This window comes from uncultured Ferrimonas sp., from assembly GCF_947489035.1.
Lineage (GTDB): Bacteria > Pseudomonadota > Gammaproteobacteria > Enterobacterales > Shewanellaceae > Ferrimonas.
On record NZ_CANLCI010000001.1, the window covers coordinates 77849 to 99753 of the forward strand.

General features: G+C 54.2%; 22 protein-coding genes. 8 read left to right on the top strand and 14 right to left on the bottom strand.

The features are described 5' to 3' along the window. Window positions 1-43 precede the first annotated feature (43 nt). From Q0796_RS00315 to Q0796_RS00325, 3 genes are read left to right on the top strand one after another with little or no spacing between them, the layout of a single operon-like run. Window positions 44-955 carry an AAA family ATPase gene (locus tag Q0796_RS00315; protein ID WP_298439065.1) on the top strand — a complete coding sequence of 304 codons (912 nt, stop codon included), beginning with the start codon at window positions 44-46 and terminating at the stop codon, window positions 953-955. Next, window positions 952-1896 carry a DUF58 domain-containing protein gene (locus Q0796_RS00320; protein WP_298439067.1) on the top strand — a complete coding sequence of 315 codons (945 nt, stop codon included), beginning with the start codon at window positions 952-954 and terminating at the stop codon, window positions 1894-1896. The genes Q0796_RS00315 and Q0796_RS00320 overlap by 4 nt, the downstream gene beginning before the upstream one ends. Beyond that, window positions 1893-3890 carry a DUF3488 and transglutaminase-like domain-containing protein gene (locus Q0796_RS00325; RefSeq protein WP_298439069.1) on the top strand — a complete coding sequence of 666 codons (1998 nt, stop codon included), beginning with the start codon at window positions 1893-1895 and terminating at the stop codon, window positions 3888-3890. The genes Q0796_RS00320 and Q0796_RS00325 overlap by 4 nt, the downstream gene beginning before the upstream one ends. Here Q0796_RS00325 and Q0796_RS00330 read toward each other — a convergent pair. Together Q0796_RS00330 and Q0796_RS00335 are read right to left on the bottom strand one after the other, a co-directional pair. Beyond that, complete coding sequence (locus Q0796_RS00330; protein WP_298439071.1) at window positions 3814-5325, bottom strand: transglycosylase SLT domain-containing protein; 1512 nt, start codon at window positions 5323-5325, stop codon at window positions 3814-3816. The two genes, Q0796_RS00325 and Q0796_RS00330, sit on opposite strands and share 77 nt — an antisense overlap. Before the next feature lie 209 nt (window positions 5326-5534). After that, the gene (locus Q0796_RS00335) at window positions 5535-6887 is read right to left on the bottom strand and encodes a lysine 2,3-aminomutase (RefSeq protein WP_298439073.1); all 1353 of its coding nucleotides are present in this window, start codon (window positions 6885-6887) and stop codon (window positions 5535-5537) included. Between the two features lie 249 nt (window positions 6888-7136). Between Q0796_RS00335 and sbcB the strand changes: the two genes are divergently transcribed. The 3 genes from sbcB to Q0796_RS00350 all read left to right on the top strand — a co-directional run bounded on the left by sbcB (window position 7137) and on the right by Q0796_RS00350 (window position 9994). Continuing rightward, the gene (sbcB, locus tag Q0796_RS00340) at window positions 7137-8546 is read left to right on the top strand and encodes an exodeoxyribonuclease I (protein WP_298439075.1); all 1410 of its coding nucleotides are present in this window, start codon (window positions 7137-7139) and stop codon (window positions 8544-8546) included. Between the two features lie 82 nt (window positions 8547-8628). Continuing rightward, window positions 8629-9519 carry a cytidine deaminase gene (cdd, locus tag Q0796_RS00345; RefSeq protein ID WP_298439077.1) on the top strand — a complete coding sequence of 297 codons (891 nt, stop codon included), beginning with the start codon at window positions 8629-8631 and terminating at the stop codon, window positions 9517-9519. Between the two features lie 202 nt (window positions 9520-9721). Further along, entirely contained in the window at window positions 9722-9994 is a 273-nt protein-coding gene (locus Q0796_RS00350; protein WP_298439079.1) for a DksA/TraR family C4-type zinc finger protein, read from the top strand. Between the two features lie 62 nt (window positions 9995-10056). Here the strand turns inward: Q0796_RS00350 and Q0796_RS00355 are convergent, their stop codons facing one another. The 11 genes from Q0796_RS00355 to yceD form a co-directional block, all read right to left on the bottom strand. Further along, complete coding sequence (locus Q0796_RS00355) at window positions 10057-10920, bottom strand: NAD(P)-dependent oxidoreductase (protein ID WP_298439081.1); 864 nt, start codon at window positions 10918-10920, stop codon at window positions 10057-10059. 147 nt (window positions 10921-11067) lie between these two features. Then, on the bottom strand, window positions 11068-11565 hold the full coding sequence (locus Q0796_RS00360; protein ID WP_298439083.1) for a hypothetical protein: 498 nt from the start codon (window positions 11563-11565) through the stop codon (window positions 11068-11070). A 26-nt stretch (window positions 11566-11591) separates the two neighbouring features. Continuing rightward, entirely contained in the window at window positions 11592-13667 is a 2076-nt protein-coding gene (locus Q0796_RS00365) for an LruC domain-containing protein (protein ID WP_298439085.1), read from the bottom strand. Between the two features lie 174 nt (window positions 13668-13841). After that, a complete protein-coding gene (gene fabF / locus Q0796_RS00370; protein ID WP_298439087.1) occupies window positions 13842-15080 on the bottom strand; it encodes a beta-ketoacyl-ACP synthase II in 1239 nt (412 codons plus the stop codon). A 68-nt stretch (window positions 15081-15148) separates the two neighbouring features. After that, window positions 15149-15382 carry an acyl carrier protein gene (gene acpP, locus Q0796_RS00375; RefSeq protein ID WP_298439089.1) on the bottom strand — a complete coding sequence of 78 codons (234 nt, stop codon included), beginning with the start codon at window positions 15380-15382 and terminating at the stop codon, window positions 15149-15151. 196 nt (window positions 15383-15578) lie between these two features. Further along, a complete protein-coding gene (gene fabG / locus Q0796_RS00380) occupies window positions 15579-16325 on the bottom strand; it encodes a 3-oxoacyl-ACP reductase FabG (RefSeq protein ID WP_298439091.1) in 747 nt (248 codons plus the stop codon). 16 nt (window positions 16326-16341) lie between these two features. Further along, on the bottom strand, window positions 16342-17265 hold the full coding sequence (gene fabD / locus Q0796_RS00385) for an ACP S-malonyltransferase (protein WP_298439093.1): 924 nt from the start codon (window positions 17263-17265) through the stop codon (window positions 16342-16344). 10 nt (window positions 17266-17275) lie between these two features. Then, window positions 17276-18241 (bottom strand): beta-ketoacyl-ACP synthase III, encoded by a 966-nt coding sequence (locus Q0796_RS00390; RefSeq protein ID WP_298439095.1) that lies wholly within the window; start codon window positions 18239-18241, stop codon window positions 17276-17278. Window positions 18242-18248: 7 nt separating this feature from the next. After that, complete coding sequence (gene plsX / locus Q0796_RS00395) at window positions 18249-19274, bottom strand: phosphate acyltransferase PlsX (RefSeq protein ID WP_298439097.1); 1026 nt, start codon at window positions 19272-19274, stop codon at window positions 18249-18251. A gap of 13 nt (window positions 19275-19287) precedes the next feature. After that, complete coding sequence (gene rpmF / locus Q0796_RS00400; RefSeq protein ID WP_298439099.1) at window positions 19288-19458, bottom strand: 50S ribosomal protein L32; 171 nt, start codon at window positions 19456-19458, stop codon at window positions 19288-19290. A gap of 17 nt (window positions 19459-19475) precedes the next feature. Then, window positions 19476-20009 carry a 23S rRNA accumulation protein YceD gene (gene yceD / locus Q0796_RS00405; RefSeq protein WP_298439101.1) on the bottom strand — a complete coding sequence of 178 codons (534 nt, stop codon included), beginning with the start codon at window positions 20007-20009 and terminating at the stop codon, window positions 19476-19478. 225 nt (window positions 20010-20234) lie between these two features. Here yceD and Q0796_RS00410 point away from each other — a divergent pair, with 225 nt between their 5' ends. Together Q0796_RS00410 and Q0796_RS00415 are read left to right on the top strand one after the other, a co-directional pair. Beyond that, window positions 20235-20837, top strand: coding sequence for a nucleoside triphosphate pyrophosphatase (locus Q0796_RS00410; RefSeq protein ID WP_298439103.1), 603 nt, complete (start codon window positions 20235-20237; stop codon window positions 20835-20837). Between the two features lie 63 nt (window positions 20838-20900). Then, entirely contained in the window at window positions 20901-21284 is a 384-nt protein-coding gene (locus tag Q0796_RS00415; protein ID WP_298439106.1) for a DUF962 domain-containing protein, read from the top strand. Here Q0796_RS00415 and Q0796_RS00420 read toward each other — a convergent pair. Further along, a complete protein-coding gene (locus Q0796_RS00420) occupies window positions 21247-21888 on the bottom strand; it encodes an HAD-IA family hydrolase (RefSeq protein WP_298439108.1) in 642 nt (213 codons plus the stop codon). The genes Q0796_RS00415 and Q0796_RS00420 overlap by 38 nt on opposite strands. Window positions 21889-21905: the final 17 nt, after the last annotated feature.

Below are 21905 nucleotides of genomic sequence, written 5' to 3' on the forward strand. Positions count from 1 at the left end.
TTGGTTACGGATAACCAGTACAAATGACCACAAGGGATTGAACATGGATGGGCAAATCGCACCGGTATTGCGCCAGTTAGAGCAGGTGCTGCTGGACAAACCCCACGAGCTGAAACTCGCGCTCGCGTGCCTCTTGGCGGGCGGGCATCTGTTGCTAGAAGATCTGCCGGGCATGGGCAAAACCACCCTTTCTACCGCTCTGGCGAAAACCTTAGGGTTAAGCCATCAGCGGGTGCAATTTACCGCCGATATGCTGCCCGCGGATCTGGTTGGGGTGAACATCTTCGAGCCCAAGCAACAACAGTTTGAGTTTCACCCTGGGCCGGTTTTCCATCAAATTTTACTGGCCGATGAGATCAACCGCGCCAGCCCCAAAACCCAAAGTGCGTTACTTGAAGCCATGGCCGAGCAACAAGTCAGCATCGACGGTACCACCCACCCGTTGCCCCAACCCTTTTTTGTGATTGCCACCCAAAACCCGCAAGAACAATCCGGCACCTTCCCGTTGCCGGAATCGCAGCTGGATCGCTTTATGATGCGCCTGAGCTTGGGCTACCCCGGTTTGGCCGCGGAAAAACAGCTGCTGCAAGGCAACCACTTAGCCGATCAACTGCACCAGCTCAGCCCCAAGTTAACCCTTGACGGGCTGCTCGATCTGCAACAGCAATGCCGCCGCGTTGGGGCGACCGATGCCGTGCTGGATTATCTGCTGGCGCTGGTGCACTACTCACGTCGTAGCGACAGCCAATCGGCGCCACTCTCTCCCCGAGCCAGCCGCGCCTTACTGGCCGCCGCCAAAGCGTGGGCCTTGATCTCCGGCCGCAGTTACGTGGTCCCCGACGACATTCAAGCGGTGTTCAGCGCCGTGAGTGAACACCGACTCAGAGCCGGATTTCGCAGCGATGGCACCGTCTACGCCCAGCAGATTTTAGCGGCGGTAAACCCCATCCAATGAGCGAATTTTGGCAACAGCGCTGGCGTCGATGGCTGCAAAATCGCCTGCCCGCCAGCCGCGAACAAACCCTAAGCCACCGCAGCATCTTTATCTTGCCCAGCGGCGCTGGCATTGCCTATCTGCTGATGTGCTTAGTGCTGTTCGTGCTGGGCACCAACTACCAAAACAACCTGATCTTAGCGCTGACCTTTTTGCTGTTAAGTGTGTTCCATACCAGCTTATTAATGGCGTTTCGTAATCTCACCGGGCTGCAACTCAGTGCCGGCGCCAGCCAAGGCTGCCATCAACAGCAGTACGCCATTTTTAGCGTTAGCCTGAGCGCCAATCGCCCTCGTCATCACCTGCGGCTGCGGTTTGCCAAGGGCGAACAACAGGTGGTGGATGTGGCACCGGATCAGCCCAGCTTGTGTGACATGCAGCAATTAGCACAGCGCCGCGGCTTACTGAACCCCGGCCGGATCTGGATAGAAAGCCGTTACCCTTTGGGTTTATGTCGCGCTTGGTCGGTGCAGGATTTAGCGTTGTCGGCCACCATCTGGCCGCAAGCCATCCCCGGCCCAACCGGCTTTGACAACAGCGGCGATGACGATCAAGACAACCCGGAGAAATACCGTTCGGGTTTAGACGACTTTCATGGCCTCGAACGCTGGCAACCCGGCGACAGCCAAAGCCGAGTGGCGTGGAAACAAGTGGCTCAATCGGGCACTTGGCAGATAAAACAATTTATCGAGCCCGTTGCCACCCCGCGGCTGTTAACGCTGGCCCCCCAAATCGAACTCGAACAGGGGTTATCCCACCTGACCGACAAACTGTTGCAACTAGAGCAACAACAACACCCCTACGCCCTGCAACTGGGGGAGCTGCAGTTTGATGCCAGCCTTGGCACCAGCCACCTGCAACGCTGCTTAGACGCGCTGGCGTTATATCGGGTAACACCATGATCGGCATCAACCGAACCACCCAAGGTTGGATGCTGTTGGCGCAGATCGCGATCATCTTGCCGCTGGTTGGCCAAGCCAGCCACTGGACCCTTGCCATTGTTGGCTTATGTCTGTTGTGGCGGTTGGGGATCTTCTACGCTCGCTGGTCACGACCGCCGCGCTGGTTACTGAATGTGCTTGGGATCGGTGCCGCCATCGCGCTGTTAAGCCAAGTGCTCAGCACCGGCACCATGATCACCCTTATCAATCTGTTGCTGCTGGGCTACTCGCTAAAAAGCATTGAAGCCCGCGATGGCAAAGATCTGATGGTGGTGGTGCTGACGGGTTACTTCCTGATTGGTCTGCACCTGCTCGACCGCTTTGGCCCGGAAATGGGGCTGCAACTGCTGTTAATGGTGGCGCTCAACAGTGCCAGTATGATCAGCAACTATCGGCTGCAACCGCCTAAACAAACGCTGCTGTTATCGCTTAAAGTCGTTGTGGCCAGCCTGCCGTTGGCGTTGGTGCTGTTTGCACTGATCCCACGATTACCGCCGATGTGGCAGATCCAAAACAGCAGCATCGCCCGCACCGGCCTGGCGGATTCGATGGCGTTGGGTGACATCGCCCAATTAACCCGATCCGATGAGCTGGTGATGCGAGCCAGTTTTGATGAGCCGGTGCCGCCGCCGGCGCAGCTGTATTGGCGGGCATTGGTGCTGGATCATTACGATGGCCAGCGCTGGCGCAGCCAAGCCGACACCTCGTTTCAGCCTCGGTTTGCGGCCACACCGCTGCCCCCCTACCGCCACTATGAACTGCACGTTGAAGCCAATAATCAGCGCTGGTTAGCGGTGCTGGCTGGCAGTGTCAGTAACAGCAATAAAGTGCAGCCCCAGCCCGAACAACGCCTCGGTTGGGTAACCCCCTTGGCCAGCCGCACTCGTTTAACCTTGCAGCAGGGGCAGCTGCCCGCGCTGCCACAGCTCACCGCAGCAGCACGCAGAAAAAACCTGCAACTGCCCGCCAGCGGTAATGACCAAGCGCGGCAATGGGCAACGCAGCTGGCGGCGCAGCACCCCAATAGCGGCGAGCGGCTGCAAGCGTTGTTACGCCATTTTCGCCAACAGCCGTTTCGTTACACCCTGAAACCGCCACCGCTGGGGCGCGATCAGATCGATGATTTTCTCTTTACCAACCAAGCGGGATTTTGCGGCCACTATGCCTCGGCCACGGTCTTTTTAGCCCGAGCTTCAGGCATTCCAGCCCGAGTGGTGACCGGTTATCAAGGGGGCGAATTAAACGCCAGTAACCGCTTTGTGTCGGTGTATCAATACAACGCCCATGCGTGGGTTGAATACTGGCAAGCGGATCAGGGTTGGGTGCGACTGGATCCAACCGCAGCGGTTGCCCCAGAACGGGTTGAGCAAGGCGCCGAAGCCGCCTTTGGCGACCAAGCGGAATTTTTGGCCGGTGGCGGCCTGTTTACGTGGCGCAATAACAAACTGCTGTGGCAACTGCGGGGGATGATGGCGCAGCTGGATTACCACTGGAGTCGTTACATCATCGGCTTTGATAACGACCGGCAATTGCAGTTATGGCAGCGTTGGCTGGGGGGCTTTCAGTGGTGGAAAGTGGCGACCATTTTAGCCATTACCTTACTGTTGGTTGGCTTAACGCAATCGGGCTTATTACAACGGCAACCGCGTCCCAGCAAAGCGGTGCGCCTGTACCAAAGCGCCCAACAGCGGCTGCAACGCTGGCAACTGCAACGCCAGCCACATGAGGCACCGCTGGCACACCTGCAGCGACTTGAAAGGCACTCGGCGCAGCTGCATCAACTTTACCAACCGCTGTGCCATGCCTTTATCCAGTTGCAGTACGATCCCCACCACACGCACGCGCAATTGGCGCAGCTGCAACAACACCATCGCCACTTTATGGCGAAGAGTCGGCTGCTGTCGGCTCCGGAACTCCCGGCTGCAACCGCTGCCGAATCGTCTCCCGCTCGCTAGATTCCGCCAATACCCGCTTATAAATAATGTAAAAACGGTAGATGTTGGCCACGTAGTTGATCGGCTCTGCGCCCACTTCGGCGGCCACGATGTCTTCCACGTTGTTAAACCATGCGTTGCCGTCTAACCCACGTTGAATCGCCTTGCGCCGTAATCGATTGATGCGGTTGGGGCCAGCGTTATAAGCCGCCATCGAGAAAATGGTGCGGTTAAAATCAGACAGGCTGTCGTCAGCAAAGTACTGCTGCCGCAACAACGCTAAGTACTTGGTTCCGGCGTGGATGTTGTTTTCCAACCGCTCAATGTGGCGAATGTTGATTTTCTTATCTCGGGCGGTGGCGGGCATCACCTGCATGATCCCCACAGCCCCCACACTGCTGCGGGCATTCACGTCAAAGCGCGATTCTTGATAGGCAAACGACATCAACAACACCCAATCAAACTGGTACTGACTGGCGTATTTTTGAAACAGCGGGATCAGTTGCTCCGCCTTACTGAACGCGCTTTGCTCTAACGCCGGTTTCACCCAACGATCGGTCTTCAAAAATCGATTCACTAAGAGATTAAGCGCCTTACTGCCCTGCGCCGACTCGCTGACAAAGCCATTAAGCAGCGCCATTAGCTGTGGGCTGTGTTGGCGTAAACCGTAAGCGATTTCGCCATCGCTGCGTAACACGATGTCATCGTGGGCGTTCATCTGCGGCAACGATTTACGCCACGGCCAGGTTTTATGTGCATCAACCACGGTGGCGGGGTAATAACCTTGCGCCACCATCTGCATCAGATCCTCATCCTCTAAGCGCGGATCCGCGAGTTGAATCGTCGCTGGCGCATAGCCCCGTTGCACCAAGCGTTGATTCAAGCTCACTAGGCTGTCGTAGTAACTGGACTCGCGCCGCACCACCACTTGTTTGCCGCTCAAATGGGTCCAGCTGTTGGGCGCCGTTTGTTTGGGCCCGCTGATCCACAGCTCTTTTACCCCGCGGCTAACGGGATCGGAAAAATCAATTTGGGTCAATCGCGATGGGGTAATGGTCAGGTTGGCAAAGATCAGATCGCCGTGGCCATTGCGTAGGTGCTCCAACAGTTGATCTCGGCGCACGGGGATCACTGTCACTTTTAACCGTGTGGCGGCTTGGCCTAAGGTACGGCGGGCGTATTGTTCAAACAGCTGGGTAAGGTGGTAGGTGATGCCGTTGGGCTGGCCGCGATCGATGTAATACCACCCCAGCGTAAAGGTGGTCAGTACGCGAATTTCACCGCGCGCCACCATCTCATCCAGATCGCCGCCAGAAGGTTGGGCCATCACCGGCCACACATCGTCTAAGGGGGCATCCAGCAGTGAACCAGCCACCGCAGAAGTGCTGGCAAAAGCCCCCACGCTGCAACCAATCAACAACAAGCCACACAGCCACTGCAGCCAGCGGCAGCTCATTGCCCTTTGCGGTGCGCTGGATAGATACAGCATCCAGTAAGATACCTGCCACTTTGGCTGCTCAGAATCACTTCAGTTTAGTCGCAATTGGCATGATCCTAATCGCCAACCGAACGATAGCAGCCTACACCCGACTGGCCTCTACGTTGTGGGTGGCGCCAACAGCAAAACGCCCCGCGAATGCAGGGCGTTGTTGGTGCAACGAAAACTTACGCTTCGCTACTGACGGCTTCGTATTCCTCTTGCCAGAAGAATTTCTCCTCGCCAAAGGCCGGTTTGAGATCGTCCAGCCAGTGTGCGCTTTCGTCGTACTGGGCAAAGAACGGGCGCTGCACCCAATCTGAATTACGCGCTTGAATAAAGCGCAGCACAAACACCTTCTCACCGTTGATTTCGGTGATCCCCTGCACTTCAACTTTACCTGGGCCAGCGCTCATGCTTGGGCCACGAGCGGTGCGAGCCAAGCCGGATACCCGCTGAATGGCATCGCGGTAGATCTCGTAAGCCTTATACAGCGGCACTTCAAAGTAGCGCTTCGGGCCCGTATCGCGTTCCACAAACATGTAGTACGGGATCAAGCCAAGTTGCACCTGCTTCTGCCACATCTTCACCCAGTCATCGGCGTTATCGTTGATGTTGGCCAGCAACGGTGCCTGACAACGAATGTTGGCGCCGGTGGCACGAATACGGCGTACCGCTTCTTCAAAGATGGGGGTTTCCATCTCTTGCCAATGGTTCAAGTGCGCCATGATCGACACGTGCTTGCCGGATTGCACTAAACGGCGGAACAGATCCAGCAATTCATCGGCGTCGTCGTCGGTCACAAAGCGGTATGGCCAGAAGGTCAGTGCCTTGGTGCCAAAACGAACGGTTTTGATGTGCTCGTGGGCTTCGGAGTCGATCAGCGGCTCGACGTACTCGGCGATCTTCTTCGTCCGCATGACCATTGGATCCCCGCCGGTCATCAGCAGATCCGAGGCTTCAGGGTGCGCCGCTAAGTAGCGGTGTAAGGTATCGGCGTCGTTAGAGTTAAAACGCATCGACTTACCAACAAACTGCGCCCAACGGAAACAGAAAGTACAGTAACTGTGGCAGTACTGCCCCTGAGCCGGGAAGAACAACACGGTTTCAGCGTACTTATGCTGCATCCCTGGCAGTTTTTCGCCGTCCAATTCCGGTACGTTCAGGCTCATCTGCCCTGCTGGGTGCGGGTTCATCTCGCCACGCAGTTCGCCACCTAGCTGGAACACCTGTTCTGCCGTTGGCTCGGTCTTCAGCAGCTCGGCCATGCGCTCAAACGCTTCTGGCGCCAACATGCCGCGTTGTGGGAACGACAGCTGAAAGATCGGATCTTGCGGGATGTTATCCCAGTTGATCAGATCGTTGGCCACATACTCGTTCACTCGGAACGGCAGCACACTGGCCACCACTTTCATGTCGAATTGCAGTTCCTGAGGCAGGCGTTTAACCAGTTCTATTTTATGCAACTGCCGCTGTTGATAAACCTGAAAACGGCGTTTGGGAAAAATCTGCAACTGAGCCAGATCCTGAGGAATGTTCATCGGGACTACCTTTATTTCGCTGTGTACGCTGAGCTAAGAACCACGAGTTCTCGCAAAATGGTCGCAAATGTTACCAGTTTCATCGCAAATTTGTATCGCCAACACCAAATGACACCCAAATTGACGCCTGCCGCGCCCCGAATGAGCATCATTCAATCGATTATTCCTGTTTCGCAGTGCCTTCGCCGCCGCCAACTAAAACAAACAATGATAGACTGGCGCTTTTCATTGCGCTTTTTCTGAGACTCTATGCGGCCTGATCAAACCCTGTTGTGGCACGACTACGAAACGTGGGGTGCCAACCCTTCCAGCGATAAGCCAGCCCAGTTTGCGGCAATTCGTACCGATTTGGACTTAAACCCCATCGGCGAACCGGTTGAATATTACTGCCAACTGCCCCTTGATTATCTGCCCAGTCCAGAAGCGATCTTTGTTACCGGCATAACCCCGCAAAAGGCCAACCGCTTAGGCATGGTTGAAGCGGAATTCATCGATAAAGTGCACCAACAGATGGCCCAGCCCGGCACCTGCACCGTTGGCTACAACTCCATTCGCTTTGACGATGAAGTCACCCGCTACAGTCTGTACCGCAACTTCTTTGACCCTTATGGCCGCGAATGGCAAAACGGCAACAGCCGCTGGGATATTATTGATTTGGTGCGCGCTTGCTATGCCCTACGCCCAGAAGGCATTGAATGGCCCGAGCGCGAACCCGGCGTGCCGAGTTTTAAGTTAGAACACCTCACCGTGGCCAATGGTTTAGCCCACGAGAACGCCCACGATGCGGTGTCTGACGTCAAAGCCACCATCGCCATGGCCAAGTTGATCAAAGAAAAACAGCCACGGCTGTACCAGCACTATTTTAAGCTGCGCAAAAAGCAAGCGGTGTCTCCACAGATAGACATTCTCAAGCTGAAGCCACTGCTGCACATCAGCTCACGTTTTCCTGCCCGTAACGGCTGTGCCTCGTTGGTGTTGCCGATGGCATGGCACCCAAGCAACAAAAACGCGGCGATTTGCGTGGATATGCGCTTGGATCCCACGCCACTGATTGAGTGGGATGTGGCCACCTTAAAAGCCAAGCTCTACCAAAAGGCCAGCGAGCGGGGCGAAGGCGAGCTGCGCGTACCGGTTAAGTTGCTGCACCTGAACAAAAGCCCGTTTGTGGCCCCGGCCAGCAGCCTAGAAGACGCCAACGCCGAGCGGCTTGATATCGACAAAGCCCAGTGTCGCGAGCACTTCAAGCTGCTGCGCCAGCATCATCAATTGATCCGTGAAAAGCTGCATCAGTTGTATGACGATTCCGGCCCAGACCAAAGCCACAAGCCCGTGGATCAACAATTGTATGGTGGTTTCTTCAGCGATGCCGATCGAGCGCAGATGGAACTGATCCGCACCACTGCGGCGGAAAACCTCGCTGCCATCAACCCGCAGTTTGATGATCCGCGCTTAGAGCCGCTGTTTTTCCTCTACCGAGGTCGTAACTTTCCTTACACCTTGTCGGAGGCGGAGCAACATAAGTGGCATCAGCACTGCAAACAACAGCTGGATAACCCAGAATATCTATATCAATTAGAACAGTTGTTCGCCAAGCATGGCGAAGATGACACCAAAATGCGGTTATTAACTGCGCTAGGGCATTATCTGCAGAGCTTGTAGAGGATCCAGTCGTGACCGGCCGCACACTTTTGCGATTCACAAAAACCTACACTAGCGATAGGTTTCGATTCGGAAATACCAGATGAAAGACAATTACCAAGCAATACTAGCAGCCATGCCTCAGCCGTTAGCGCAATCGTTAAGCCAACGATTAAGCCAACCTTTTGCGGGCCACTTCAGTGCTGCAGAACGCCAGCAGCTAGAGCAAGACAGTGGTTTGGTCGGCCACGACTTGTTATTGGCCCTGTTGCCATTGGCCGCAGACTTCGCGTTTGCGCCAGTATCCAACTTCCACGTTGGTGCCATCGCCGTCGGGGCGTCTGGCGCACTGTACTTCGGCGCCAACATGGAACTGCCTGAACAAACCCTATTCCACAGTGTGCATGGCGAACAATCCGCCATCAGCCACGCGTGGCTATCCGGTGAGTCGAGCATCAGCGACATTGTGGTAAATGCCTCTCCTTGTGGTCACTGCCGTCAGTTTATGAATGAGCTAACCACGCTTAAAGAACTGCAGATCACCTTACCAAGCGAAGGCAGCAAAGGGTTATCCCATTACCTGCCATACGCTTTCGGCCCTAAAAACTTAGGCATCGAATTTGGTTTGATGAGCGCCCCAGCCCATCAACTGGAGCTAGACAACAGCGATGAGCTGGCGCAGTTAGCTTTGCAACACGCCAGCGCCAGTTACGCGCCGTACTCTAACAGCCCATCGGCGGTTGTATTGGAAACCGCTGATGGCCGCCGTTTCTGTGGTCGCTACGCTGAAAATGCCGCGTTCAACCCAAGCTTGCCACCAATGCAGATGGCCCTAAACGCCTTGGCACTGCAAAAAGTGGAGTTTGCCGAGATCCGCCGTGCCATGCTGTTGGAAGTTGAAGCCAGCGACATCAGCCAAGTGCGTGCCAGCAAATCGGCTTTGGCCGCCGTGTGTAATATTGAACTGGAGGTCGTGTTTGGCCACCAAGCATAATGCCCAGCGCCAACGGCGCCACGCTTGGTTTCGTTTGAAACAAAGCCGCTAACCAAAAGCCACCGATTCGGTGGCTTTTTTGTTGCCCATAATCACCGCTGCAATTGTTGCCATACAGCAACAGTGATTTACTGATTGGCTAAATTATCATCTTGTTTGTCACGTCGTATCATCGACTCTTCACTTTACCGAGGAGACGATCATGGCCGGAGGATTTAGCCGCGATGGCGCGGTGCAACAGCAGATCGACGCATCCATAGCCGACGCTATCGCCATTGCCAATCGGCAACTGCCCAAACACAACCGCTGCAGCGCCAAGACGTGCATTGAATGCGATCACCCCATCCCACTGGCACGACAACAAGCCTTGCCCGGGGTGCAACGCTGTGTCGAGTGCCAACAGCAGCACGATGCCCAGCAGCGGTTACAGCACAGCTTTAATCGCCGTGGCAGCAAAGACAGTCAGCTGCGCTAACAACACCGGCAGCCACCGCTTTGGCAACCGCAATCACCGAGCAAGCCCATCTCGGCAGCGGCTCAGTTCAAGCGCGACTTCAGCGACGAGGTATCCCAGCGATTGCCGCCCAACGTTTGCACCTCGGCGTAAAACTGATCCACCAGCGCCGTTAACGGCAGCTGCGCACCATTGCGGCGGGCTTCGGTTAACGCGATGTCCAGATCTTTACGCATCCAATCCACCGCGAAGCCAAAATCAAACTCACCCTTAAGCATGGTGGCGCTGCGATTTTCCATCTGCCACGACTGCGCTGCCCCTTTGCTGATCACATCAAACACTTTGTCGCCATCAAGCCCGGCCTTTTGGGCAAAATGCACGCCTTCCGCTAAGCCTTGCACCACTCCGGCAATGCAGATCTGGTTCACCATCTTAGTCAGCTGACCGCTGCCTGACGGGCCCATCAACACCACACTGCGCGCAAAGGCGTCCATCACTGGCTGAGTTTGAGCAAACTGGCGCTCATCGCCACCGCACATCACCGTAAGCACCCCGTTTTCGGCTCCCGCTTGACCGCCGGATACTGGTGCATCGATAAAGCCGATGCTGGCATTGGCTGCGATCTGCGCCATCTCGCGAGCAACATCGGCTGAAGCCGTGGTGTGATCCACTAAGATCGAACCGGGTTTCATGGTGGCAAAGGCGCCTTGCTCACCCTGCAACACCGAGCGCAGATCGTCATCGTTACCCACACACACAAACACCATTTCTGCGCCGTCCGCCGCTTCTGCTGGGGTAGCGGCGCTGCTGCCACCATATTGTGCAACCCACTGCTGCGCTTTGCTGTTGGTGCGGTTGTATACCCGCACTTGATGGCCTGCATTGTGAAGATGCCCCGCCATGGGATACCCCATCACGCCCAATCCGATAAAGGCTACCTGTGCCATTGCTGTGATCCTTGCGATTGAAAATTAGCGCCATTGTGGGGCAAAGCACGGGCCCTTAGCAATCCGGCTGATGCGAACGCTGGATGACCGTAAGCCAATAAAAACGGCGCCATGCTGGGCGCCGTGGGTTCTCAGTAAGATGATTGATCAATCCACAGTCCAGTGGATTTCGGTGGCCGCTAACGAAACCAAGCGTTGCTGCGCGATACTGCCGCCGTCATGACGCCACACCTCAATAAGCAAGTGTTCTTGCCCTGCCGCTACCGCCACTTGGGCTGAAAATTTGCCGTTATTGGTCATGCCGCCACTTAATCGTTGCTGGTAGTTAGGCAGATAGCTACCCCCTTGTTCGCGATAGTCGCTGTAGAGCGCAACAAATGCGGAGCCACTGTTGCCAATGTCAACACTAACGGCGACTTCGGCGGCACTGCTGAAATCCATCTCGAGGGCTGCCACCAGATCACTGGTGGTGATCGGCGCGGCCGGCGTGGCCACCGGTGGCGTTGTGCTTGGTGGTGGGGTTGGTGCCGTGGTGGTCACTGGCGCGGCTGTTGCAGGTGCTGCAGCGCTGCTATCAGCGCCGCCACCTCCGCCGCCACAGCTGCACAAACCAAGGAGGATTACTGGAAGAATGAATGGTTTCATGGGGCTGTCCTCATCAATGGTTGCGGTTATTCAAACAGGTGCTGCGTTTGCGCGTTCGGGCGTTGGTGCCAATCTTGGTACTGGCCACCGTCATACAACAGGTATTGCTCTAGCTGCGGGTAGGCTTGCAGCAGATCTTCTTGCTCTGCGGGATAATCCCAACGGTGGTTAAACTCCAACGCCCACGGCAGGTTGTTGCTGTTGCGGTAGTAGCGGCCGCTCGCAGGGTTACTGCTGTCTTGTTCCATGCCAAAGTAGCGATCACTGGCCAGCGGCGTTGGCGGATAGTCCGCCATGTGGATCTCAAGATCACGCCCGGGAATATGGTCGAAACCGCCTCGCTCTTTGCCCGGCGTAGCGAAAATGAAGGGATCAAATGGCGCCGCGGGCATGTTGCCGGGATCAATTCCTTCAACAAAATCGATGGTTAATTCAAACGCCATCTGGATGCCGTCGTCACAGGCCTTGATGGTGCGGTAGTAAAGGCAGGTTTTACTGAACTCCTCTTTTAAGTCCTCGCTGAATACAAACACCGCATCGCTCTGCCCTGCTTCTAGCCCCGCCAAGGCAATGGTTTGACCGGATTTCACTAACGAAGAGCTGCCACCGATGTTGCTGGCACTGATCCCCGGCAGATGCAGCGCTAGACCATTGTGGTAAGACGCCCCCGCCGCGCGAAGTTGGCCATTCACCTGCAGCTTGGTGACTTTACCGCTGCTCATGGTGGTGGTGAACGACATATCAACCACCACATCATTCATGTCGTAGTCGGGCATGCGCGGCCAGCGATCCTCGAAGGCGATGGTGGCGTATCCGCCGCCGTTGGGGTATTGGGTTTGGGTAACCCCAGGACGCAGCAACGCTTCAATATGATCTTCCACTTCACCATCTGGGGCGCCGCCTCTGGCGCGCAAGTCAGTAACGGTTGAGATCCTAAAGCGGCTCTGTACTGCCCCACCCTGTGCGTCTGTCGGTACGCTGAAAGCAAGCTGATGACAGCCTTGGGTTAACCATTGATTGCTAAATACTTGTTCACCAGCGTCATCAAAGTCGCCATCGTTGTTCCAATCAAAGAACGCTTGCAGATACCCATCTTGCCGAGTGATCTGCACCTCAATCAGTGCGGTTTGGCCCACACTCAAGCCATTAATAAAGGCGATGCCATCTTCATCATCTTCGCCACGGTTATCATCGCGCCACGGCGCCACCGCACCATCACTTTCCGCATCAACCAAGGCACCTAGCATCGGCCCTTGCGGCGCCAAACTGTGGCGGGCGCCATTTTCTTCCATCCGCGTACCGTAACTGCCTGGCGCATCGCCAAAGTCGACGTTTTCAGCAACAACTGGCGCACTGGCACAGCGGGCACCGTCGTTAGAGCTGGATGAGGGGCCATCCGCGAAGAACTCAGCCACGGGATCAAGTTGATCTGGGTTACGCAGATCAATGCGGTAAATGTTGCCGTCGCTATTACGGCTGATGTAGTAGTAACCGCTCTTTTCAAAGAAGCCTGCGCCGAAAGTGCCGGTAACGCCCGTGTTGCCCAGCACGGTTTTGCTGCCGTTGTTAGTGTCTATTTGGTACAAGTCGCCGCTGCTGTTATCCACCGCATACAAGTTACCGTTGCTGGGGTGGAAGGCAAAATCGGTCAGTACCATGCTGGTGTCGGCGCCCACCACTTTATTGGCCACGGCAAAGTCCGCCGCACTGCTGTCTAAGTTGATCGAATAAAGGCCGTGACTCTTGTGATAGGTCCAGTACCGATTGTCTTTAACGTCACCCACATAGAAATGCACCTTGTTGGGCATGCCACTGATGTTGAGTCGCTCTGCTTGGTAGTCGCTGCCCATCCGCACAACGTCAAAATACTCTTTGGAAAAACCATAGAGGTAACGATCGGCTTCGTTAAAACCCACCGCATTGACGTTGTTGGCGATCCCAATGTCTGAGCTCAGGACTTGATAGGCGCCAGTAACCAAGTCAACACCGTAAACCACGGTTTTACCTTGATACAGATAGGCTTCAGAGGGGCAATTGGTGAAAGGGGCTGCAACAACATTGGCACCACCTAACAATGCCAATAACAATAGAGACGATTTCATGGGCGTTCTCCGAACAGGATTTACGTTACCTTTAGGAAGAATCGTGCCAATAAAATTTACTTTTAAAATCAATCACTCATGTTGTTTGCGGGGAATAATTGCAATATGCAAAAACAAAAAAGGCTCCCAGAAGGGAGCCTTTCGCAATAACCAACAGCGATATAATCGAATCGATTAAACGCGCCTGAACAGCAACGAGCCGTTGGTGCCACCGAAACCGAACGAGTTACACAATGCGTAATCCAGTTCGACCTTGCGGGCGCCGTCGCGGTTGAAGTCCAGATCACAACCTTCGCTTGGGTTTTCCAAGTTAATGGTTGGCGGCACCATTTGCTCGTGCAACGCCTTAATGGTGAAAATGGACTCAACCGAGCCAGCCGCCCCCAACAAGTGACCGGTCATCGACTTAGTCGAGCCCATGATCAGCTTGTAAGCGTGCTCACCAAACACCTTCTTCACGCCATTCACTTCAGCAATGTCGCCCGCAGGCGTAGAGGTGCCATGGGCGTTGATGTAGCCGATGGCATCAGGGGCAATGCCCGCGTCGTTAATGGCGTTCTGCATGGCTGCTGCGCCACCGCGACCATCAGCCGGTGGCGAAGTCATGTGGTGGGCGTCGCCGCTCATGCCAAAACCCGCCAATTCAGCGTAGATAGTGGCACCACGGGCTTTAGCGTGTTCGTACTCTTCTAGTACGATCACACCTGCGCCATCACCAATCACAAAACCATCGCGGTCTTGATCCCAAGGACGAGACGCTTTTTGCGGATCGTCATTGCGGGTGGACAACGCTTTCGCTGCAGCAAAACCGCCCACACCCAGCTCGGTCGTGGCCATTTCAGCGCCACCGGCGATCATCACATCGGCATCGCCATAAGCGATCATACGCGCGGCCTGACCGATGTTGTGCACACCAGTAGTACAAGCGGTAACGATAGAGATGTTCGGGCCAGTAAAGCCGTACATGATCGACAGGTGACCGGCGATCATGTTGATGATGGTAGAAGGCACAAAGAACGGCGAAATACGGCGTGGGCCGGATTTGTCCAAGGTTGCTTTGTTGGCTTCAATCAACTGCAAGCCGCCCATGCCAGCGCCGATGGCGGCACCGATGCGATGAGCATTGCTTTCGTTGATCTCCAGTCCAGAATCTTGCAACGCCTGAATCGACGCAGCCATGCCGTACTGGATAAACAAATCCATTTTGCGGGCGTCTTTCTTGGTCAGGTAGTCTTCAACGTTGAAGTCCTTCACTGAGGCAGAAAACTTCACTGCGAACTCGCTGGCATCAAAGTGTGGGATAGGACCCACGCCACTTTGACCAGCCAACACGTTATTCCATGCAGTTTGAGTGTCGTTACCTACTGGGGTGATTGCCCCCATGCCAGTAACTACGATACGACGCTTAGTCACGGTAACCTCCGCAAATAAAAAAACAGGCGACTCTAAAGTCGCCTGTTTTAGGAATCTGAAAGTTCAGCTTATTGGTTAGCTTGAACGTAGTCGATAGCAGACTGAACAGTGGTGATTTTCTCTGCTTCTTCGTCTGGGATCTCGGTGTCAAACTCTTCTTCCAGAGCCATTACCAGCTCAACGGTGTCCAGGGAATCTGCGCCCAGGTCATCTACGAAAGAAGCTTCCGCTTTAACTTCGTCTTCTTTAACACCCAGTTGCTCAACGATGATTTTCTTTACGCGTTCTTCAATGTTGCTCATGTCTATACTTTCCTGTTCAGGTACGCAGATGCGTTGAATTGCGGTCTAGTTTATTCGATTCCACATACAATGCAAGCATTTAGCTTGGTGGTCAAACCACGAAATTAGTAACAAAATCGCCGTAGTTCGACGCGCATTCAACGCCTTTGCCTACAAGTTGGCCAGTGGCCTTTGCAATAATGGCTACGGTAACGGCTTACGCCATTACCATACCACCGTTAATGTGGATGGTTTCGCCGGTAATGTAACCAGCGCGATCAGAAGCCAAGAACAAAACCGCATCGGCGATCTCTTGGGTCTGACCCAAACGACCCGCAGGGACTTGATTCATGATCCCCGCTTTTTGATCGTCGGTCAGCTCTTCGGTCATGTCGGTCTGGATAAAACCAGGGGCTACCGCGTTTACGGTAATGCCACGGCTCGCAACCTCTTTCGCCAACGACTTAGTAAAACCAAGCAAACCGGCTTTGGCCGCCGCGTAGTTGGCTTGACCAGCGTTCCCCATGGTACCAACAACACTGCCGATATTAATGATACGTCCGTGACGTTTTTTCATCATGGTACGCAGCACGGCTTTTGAAGTGCGAAATACCGACGTTAAGTTGGTATCGATAATATCGTTCCACTCATCGTCTTTCATCCGTAGCATCAAGTTATCGCGCGTAATGCCAGCGTTGTTAACCAACACATCAACATCGCCGTATTGGGCTTTAATCTCGCTGAATAACGCCTCGATAGATGCCGCTTCAGTAACATTCAACACCATACCGGTGCCGTGCTCTCCCAGGTACTCAGCAATTGCAGCCGCGCCGCGTTCGCTGGTAGCGGTACCGATAACTTTGGCACCAGCGGCCACCAGGTTTTGTGCGATCGCTTTACCGATCCCACGGCTGGCGCCGGTTACCAAGGCCACTTTTCCGGACAGATCCAGAGTGACACTCATTGGGCTTCTCCCTAAATTAGCTAACTGCGGACAGATCCGCTGCAGTATTCAGCGTGGTCGCAGTCAGTGTTTTATTAATTCGTTTTGCTAAACCAGTTAGCACCTTGCCAGGACCCACTTCAAACAAGTTAGTGACATCCTCTGCCGCCAACGCATTCACGGTTTCGGTCCAACGTACCGGGCAATGCAGCTGGCGCACTAAGGCGTCTTTAATTGCTGCACTGTTATCTGCCATAGCCACATCAACGTTGTTGATCACTGGGATCGACGGAGCAGATACGGTGATCTCCTCCAGTGCCAAAGCCAGTTTATCCGCCGCAGGTTGCATCAGCGCACAATGGGAAGGCACTGAAACCGGTAACGGCAACGCGCGTTTAGCGCCCGCTTCTTTACAGGCAGCACCAGCGCGCTCTACTGCATCTTTGTGGCCTGCGATTACGACCTGACCTGGGCTGTTAAAGTTCACTGGCGATACCACTTGATCGCCTGCGGCTTCGGCACAGCACTTGGCGATGCTGTCGTCATCCAAACCAATGATGGCGTACATGGCACCCACACCGGCAGGCACCGCTTGCTGCATCAACTGGCCACGCAGGGCCACCAACTTAACGGCGTCTTTAAATTCAATAGCACCCGCACACACTAAGGCAGAGTATTCGCCCAAGCTGTGGCCCGCCATCAACGCTGGCGCTTGGCCACCGTTAGCTAAATAAGCGCGATACAGCGCCACCGAGGCGGTTAACAGCGCTGGCTGAGTGTTATGGGTTTGGTTCAGATCTTCAGCGGGGCCATCTTGCACCATCGCCCACAGATCAAACCCCAATACCGCAGAGGCTTCTGCAAACGTTTGCTGGATCTCAGCGTGCTCTGCAGCCACATCAGCCAACATGCCAACGGCTTGGCTGCCTTGGCCCGGAAATAGGAATGCGTTCTTGCTCATGATTAAATCCTTAGTACTTAACCACCGCGGCGCCCCAGACGAATCCGGCACCGAAGGCTTCTAACATCAGGTTGTGTCCACGCTGGATACGGCCATCGCGTACGGCGATGTCCAGTGCAATTGGCACTGACGCGGCAGAGGTGTTGCCGTGCTCTTCAAGGGTGAGCACCACTTGATCCATGCTCATGCCAAGCTTTTTCGCGGTAGACTTCAAAATTCGGTAGTTGGCATTATGAGGCACCAGCCAATCCAACTCGGTTTTATCCATGTTGTTGTGCTCCAGCGCTTGCTGACACACTTCTGCAAGGCGGGTTACCGCGTGCTTAAACACGTCGTTGCCTTTCATAAACATGTAATCTTCAGCACCAGACACCGTTGGCACTTTAGTGCGACTAGGGCGACCGGCGCACAGCAACGGGCCATGACGGCCGTCGGAGTGGATATGAGTCGACAAAATGCCCGGCTCTTCGCTGGCACCTAAGACGACCGCACCGGCACCATCACCAAATAAGATGATGGTGGAGCGATCTTCGGGATCACACACTTCCGAAAGAATGTCTGCGCCAACGATCAAGGCTTTTTTAGCGGCACCCGATTTAATGAACTGATCGGCAATCGACATGGCGTAAATAAAGCCACTGCATGCCGCAGAAACATCAAACGCAGGCCCACCAACGATGCCCAACATCGCTTGCACTTCACAAGCCGCCGATGGGAAAGAGTTAGGCGCACTGCAGGTGCCGACAATAATTAAATCGATTTCGCTGGCATCAATGCCCGCGGCTTCAATCGCTTTAAGGGACGCTTCGTAACTCATGGTAGAGACGTTTTCGTTCTCCCCCACGATACGGCGCTCGCGAATACCAGTGCGTTCTAGGATCCACTGATCTGTGGTGTCGACCATTTGCTCAAGATCAGCATTGGTGCGCACCTGGGCCGGCACAAAGCTGCCGGTACCAAGAATTTTTGTATACATAGAAGAATTAGGACTTTTCCAGCAATACCGACTCTAGTCGGTCTTTGATCTGCCGCGGCACTTGTTGTTCCACCTCTGCCACTGCTTGTTCAATCGCATGGAAAAAGGCTGTTTTATCAACGTTGCCGTGGCTCTTCACCACAATACCGCGCAATCCTAACAGACTGGCACCATTGTACTGGTCGGGGTTCATATGTTGATTCAAACGCTTGAGTCGTTTTTTAAGCAACCAACCCAATAATTTGGCTAAAGGGTTTCCCTTTATTGCATCGTGAACTTGTTGTAGTAACAGTCTTGCCACGCCTTCGGTAGTCTTCAAGGTCACGTTTCCGACAAATCCATCGCAAACGATAACATCAACATCACCTTTGAAGATGGCATCACCTTCAATGAAGCCAGCGTAGTTCAATTGGGGGCATTGCAGCAGTAATTGCGCGGCCTGCTGCACCTGATCGTTGCCTTTAATCTGCTCGGAGCCAACATTCAGTAGCGCAATCTGGGGGCGATCCCGGCCACCAACTTCTTGCGCCAATACCGATCCCATCACGGCAAATTGAAACAGCGTATCGGAATCACAAACTACGTTAGCACCAAGATCAAGCAGGTAAACTGGCTCACCAGCCACGGTAGGCATCCGTGCAACTAAGGCGGGGCGATCAATACCGGGCAGCATTCGCAACACCACTTTTGCCATGGCCATCAGTGCACCGGTATTTCCGGCACTGACGCAGGCGTCGGCTTGGCCATCTTTGACCAAATCTAAAGCGAGGCGCATTGAGCTTTTACGGCGGGTACGCAGTGCTTGCGCGGGCCGTTCAGACATAGGGACGACTTGCTCGGCATGAAGCACTTGCAGTCGAGGGGATTCAATCGCGTTGTGGCTACGCAGCTGTTCGCCGATAGCGATGCGATCGCCCACCAGAATAAGATTTAGGTGGGGATAATGCGACAGTGCCTGCAAAGCTGCAGGCACTGTTACATGGGGGCCGAAATCGCCCCCCATTGCATCTAACGCTAGGGTTAGACTGGTCAAGACGGTAGCAACCTTACAGGTTGATTACCTTCTTGCCACGGTAAAAACCGTCTGCAGTCACGTGGTGACGCAGGTGCTTCTCGCCGGAGGTAGCATCAACGGACAGTTGTACGTTGGTCAGAGCATCGTGTGAACGACGCATACCGCGACGGGAACGGGTTACTTTACTTTTCTGTACGGCCATGGCCCCAATCTCCTAGTTTAATTACGCTTAAGAGTATCTAACACCGCGAACGGGTTCTTCGGACGCTCATCAGCAGGCTTCGGTGCAGCTATTTTACCCACCGACATATCACGAGATGCCATGTTGCAGCTGTCGTTATCGTGCCCTGGCACAATCGGGAAAGCTAACAGCACTTCATCTTCGATTATTTGGTGGAGCTGTACTTCGCCGTTTTCGTCGAGTTCGACTGGCTCATAAGCATCCGGGAGCTCATCTATCTGTGAATCATCAGTCACAGGGCTGAATGCGAATTCAACCGCAACAGGGATTTTCACCGGTTCCATACAGCGTTGACATATCAGAGTGAGCTCCGTCACAGCCTTCCCCGAGAGGTAGACTATCCCCTGAACATCGACACCGCATTCCACGGAAACGTCTAGATCCTTGCAGTCGCCAGCGCTAATCCCATTGACACGCTTTAACACTTTGCTAGGAAGGATCCCTTCATAGCGTAAGTGCCGTTGAGAGCATCGGGCTGGGTTTAACGTAACTGGAATTCGTACTTTTTGCATAGGCCGCGCATATTATAGATAGAGGTTTCACGAGTCAAAACAATTTTAGCTCGCTCACCACTATCTGTTGGAGGAAAAATCTTCGACGCTGTCGAAGCTTAAACCCACCATGGCAACCACAGCAAAAAGTATTCACAGCCGAAGGGTTTTACGTGTTTGGCTTGGTGCTGTCAACGCCCTTTGTTAACCTTTGCAGCCATAATCAACCACCAATGAAATTACCTGATGCAAAAGCAACTGATCTTAGGTTCCACCTCGCCATTTCGCCGTGAAATTTTAGCCAAGCTCGGGCTGCCATTTGAGTGCGATAAACCCCACGTCGATGAGACCCCCTTAGCAAATGAAACAGCCGAACAGTTAGTCGCTCGATTAGCGGAAGCGAAAGCTCGTGCCGTTGCTGCTCGTCATCCCAACGCACTGGTGATTGGTTCGGATCAAGTGGCCGTGGTCGACGGAGCCATCTTAGGTAAACCTGGCAATTTCGATAACGCCGTGGCGCAATTACAAAGTGCAGCAGGCAAAGTGGTTACCTTTTATACGGGTTTAAGTTTGGTGAACGGCGCCAGCGATAACGCCCAAACCACCGTTGAGCTATTTAAGGTGTATTTTAAAGCGTTAAGCCGCGAGCAGATCGAAGGCTACGTGAATGCAGAGCAACCGTTTAACTGCGCGGGCAGCTTTAAAAGTGAAGGCTTAGGCATCATGTTGTTCGATCGTTTAGAGGGGCGAGATCCCAATACCCTCATCGGCTTGCCATTGATCACCTTGGGTGAGATGTTAGCCAATCAAGGCATTGATGTGCTTACCCAGCAAGCCGCCCGCCGTTAATCACAACACTCGCGGCGTAACACTGGGCAGATATTGCCTCTGCAGCCATAGCAAGGAGTGATCATGTCCAGTTCATTTTCCAGTTACGCCGAGTTCTACCTTTATTACCTAAGCGAGCATCAAGATCTGACTTGCCGCCGCTTACACTACGTTGGCTCCTTTGGGGTATTAGCCATCTTGTTGCTGCTTAGCGTTAGCGGCCAATGGCAGTGGCTATGGACGGTACTGCTGATGGGGTATGGCTGCGCTTGGGTTGGCCACTTTAAATTTGAGCGCAATAAACCCGCCACGTTTAAGTATCCGTTTTACAGCTTTATTAGTGATTGGGTGATGCTAAAGGATTGGCTTACCGGCCAACTGGATAAAAAAATGGCCATCGCGATTGAACGCCATGGCCATGATGAGACTGCTACAACAGATCCAGTAGCGCCAACGGCGCATCGATGATCTTAAGCGGCCTGGCTCGTTGCAGCTCCGCCACCGTACCAGCGCCGTAGCTCACCCCGATCCCATAGGCACCCGCATTGGCGGCCATGGCCATATCAAAGTAAGCATCCCCCACCACCATGGTGTGTGCTGATGTGATCCCAACTTGCTGGCACAGTTGCGTCACCATTAAGGGATCCGGCTTAGAAGCCGTTTCACACGCGGTGCGACTGCCCGCAAAGTAATGACTTATGCCACTGCTGTTTAGGGCTCTGTCTAGGCCATTACGGCCCTTTCCCGTTGCCACCGTAAGTACGATGTCCTGCTGCGCCAACTCTGTTAATAACGTTGGGATCTCTCGATACAGCGGTGAAGGCTGCGCTTCAAGGGCAAAATAGTGTTTGCGGTAAGTGGCAATAAACGCCTCTACCCCAGCTGCAGATAGACTGGGCTCACGCTGGGTGATCCCCACTTGCAGTGACAATCCGATCATCGAGCGAACCTCAGCGGCGCTGGGCACCGCCAAGGCTAATTCGACACTGGCATCCTGCCAAGCTTGAACAATACTGCTAACGGTATCCTGAATGGTGCCGTCCCAATCGAACACAATGTGCTTTATATCCATTGAACTTACGCTTCCTT

Excerpts from the sequence above, each read along its gene's own strand:
- fabD (WP_298439093.1), bottom strand. The coding sequence starts at position 17,265 with ATGAGCAAGAACGCATTCCTATTTCCGGGCCAAGGCAGCCAAGCCGTT.
- Q0796_RS00330 (WP_298439071.1), bottom strand. The coding sequence starts at position 5,325 with ATGAGCTGCCGCTGGCTGCAGTGGCTGTGTGGCTTGTTGTTGATTGGT.
- yceD (WP_298439101.1), bottom strand. The coding sequence starts at position 20,009 with ATGCAAAAAGTACGAATTCCAGTTACGTTAAACCCAGCCCGATGCTCT.
- Q0796_RS00355 (WP_298439081.1), bottom strand. The coding sequence starts at position 10,920 with ATGGCACAGGTAGCCTTTATCGGATTGGGCGTGATGGGGTATCCCATG.
- acpP (WP_298439089.1), bottom strand. The coding sequence starts at position 15,382 with ATGAGCAACATTGAAGAACGCGTAAAGAAAATCATCGTTGAGCAACTG.
- Q0796_RS00320 (WP_298439067.1), top strand. The coding sequence starts at position 952 with ATGAGCGAATTTTGGCAACAGCGCTGGCGTCGATGGCTGCAAAATCGC.
- sbcB (WP_298439075.1), top strand. The coding sequence starts at position 7,137 with ATGCGGCCTGATCAAACCCTGTTGTGGCACGACTACGAAACGTGGGGT.
- Q0796_RS00410 (WP_298439103.1), top strand. The coding sequence starts at position 20,235 with ATGCAAAAGCAACTGATCTTAGGTTCCACCTCGCCATTTCGCCGTGAA.
- Q0796_RS00365 (WP_298439085.1), bottom strand. The coding sequence starts at position 13,667 with ATGAAATCGTCTCTATTGTTATTGGCATTGTTAGGTGGTGCCAATGTT.
- Q0796_RS00415 (WP_298439106.1), top strand. The coding sequence starts at position 20,901 with ATGTCCAGTTCATTTTCCAGTTACGCCGAGTTCTACCTTTATTACCTA.
- Q0796_RS00350 (WP_298439079.1), top strand. The coding sequence starts at position 9,722 with ATGGCCGGAGGATTTAGCCGCGATGGCGCGGTGCAACAGCAGATCGAC.
- Q0796_RS00360 (WP_298439083.1), bottom strand. The coding sequence starts at position 11,565 with ATGAAACCATTCATTCTTCCAGTAATCCTCCTTGGTTTGTGCAGCTGT.
- Q0796_RS00335 (WP_298439073.1), bottom strand. The coding sequence starts at position 6,887 with ATGAACATTCCTCAGGATCTGGCTCAGTTGCAGATTTTTCCCAAACGC.
- Q0796_RS00420 (WP_298439108.1), bottom strand. The coding sequence starts at position 21,888 with ATGGATATAAAGCACATTGTGTTCGATTGGGACGGCACCATTCAGGAT.
- Q0796_RS00315 (WP_298439065.1), top strand. The coding sequence starts at position 44 with ATGGATGGGCAAATCGCACCGGTATTGCGCCAGTTAGAGCAGGTGCTG.
- Q0796_RS00325 (WP_298439069.1), top strand. The coding sequence starts at position 1,893 with ATGATCGGCATCAACCGAACCACCCAAGGTTGGATGCTGTTGGCGCAG.
- fabG (WP_298439091.1), bottom strand. The coding sequence starts at position 16,325 with ATGAGTGTCACTCTGGATCTGTCCGGAAAAGTGGCCTTGGTAACCGGC.
- cdd (WP_298439077.1), top strand. The coding sequence starts at position 8,629 with ATGAAAGACAATTACCAAGCAATACTAGCAGCCATGCCTCAGCCGTTA.
- Q0796_RS00390 (WP_298439095.1), bottom strand. The coding sequence starts at position 18,241 with ATGTATACAAAAATTCTTGGTACCGGCAGCTTTGTGCCGGCCCAGGTG.
- rpmF (WP_298439099.1), bottom strand. The coding sequence starts at position 19,458 with ATGGCCGTACAGAAAAGTAAAGTAACCCGTTCCCGTCGCGGTATGCGT.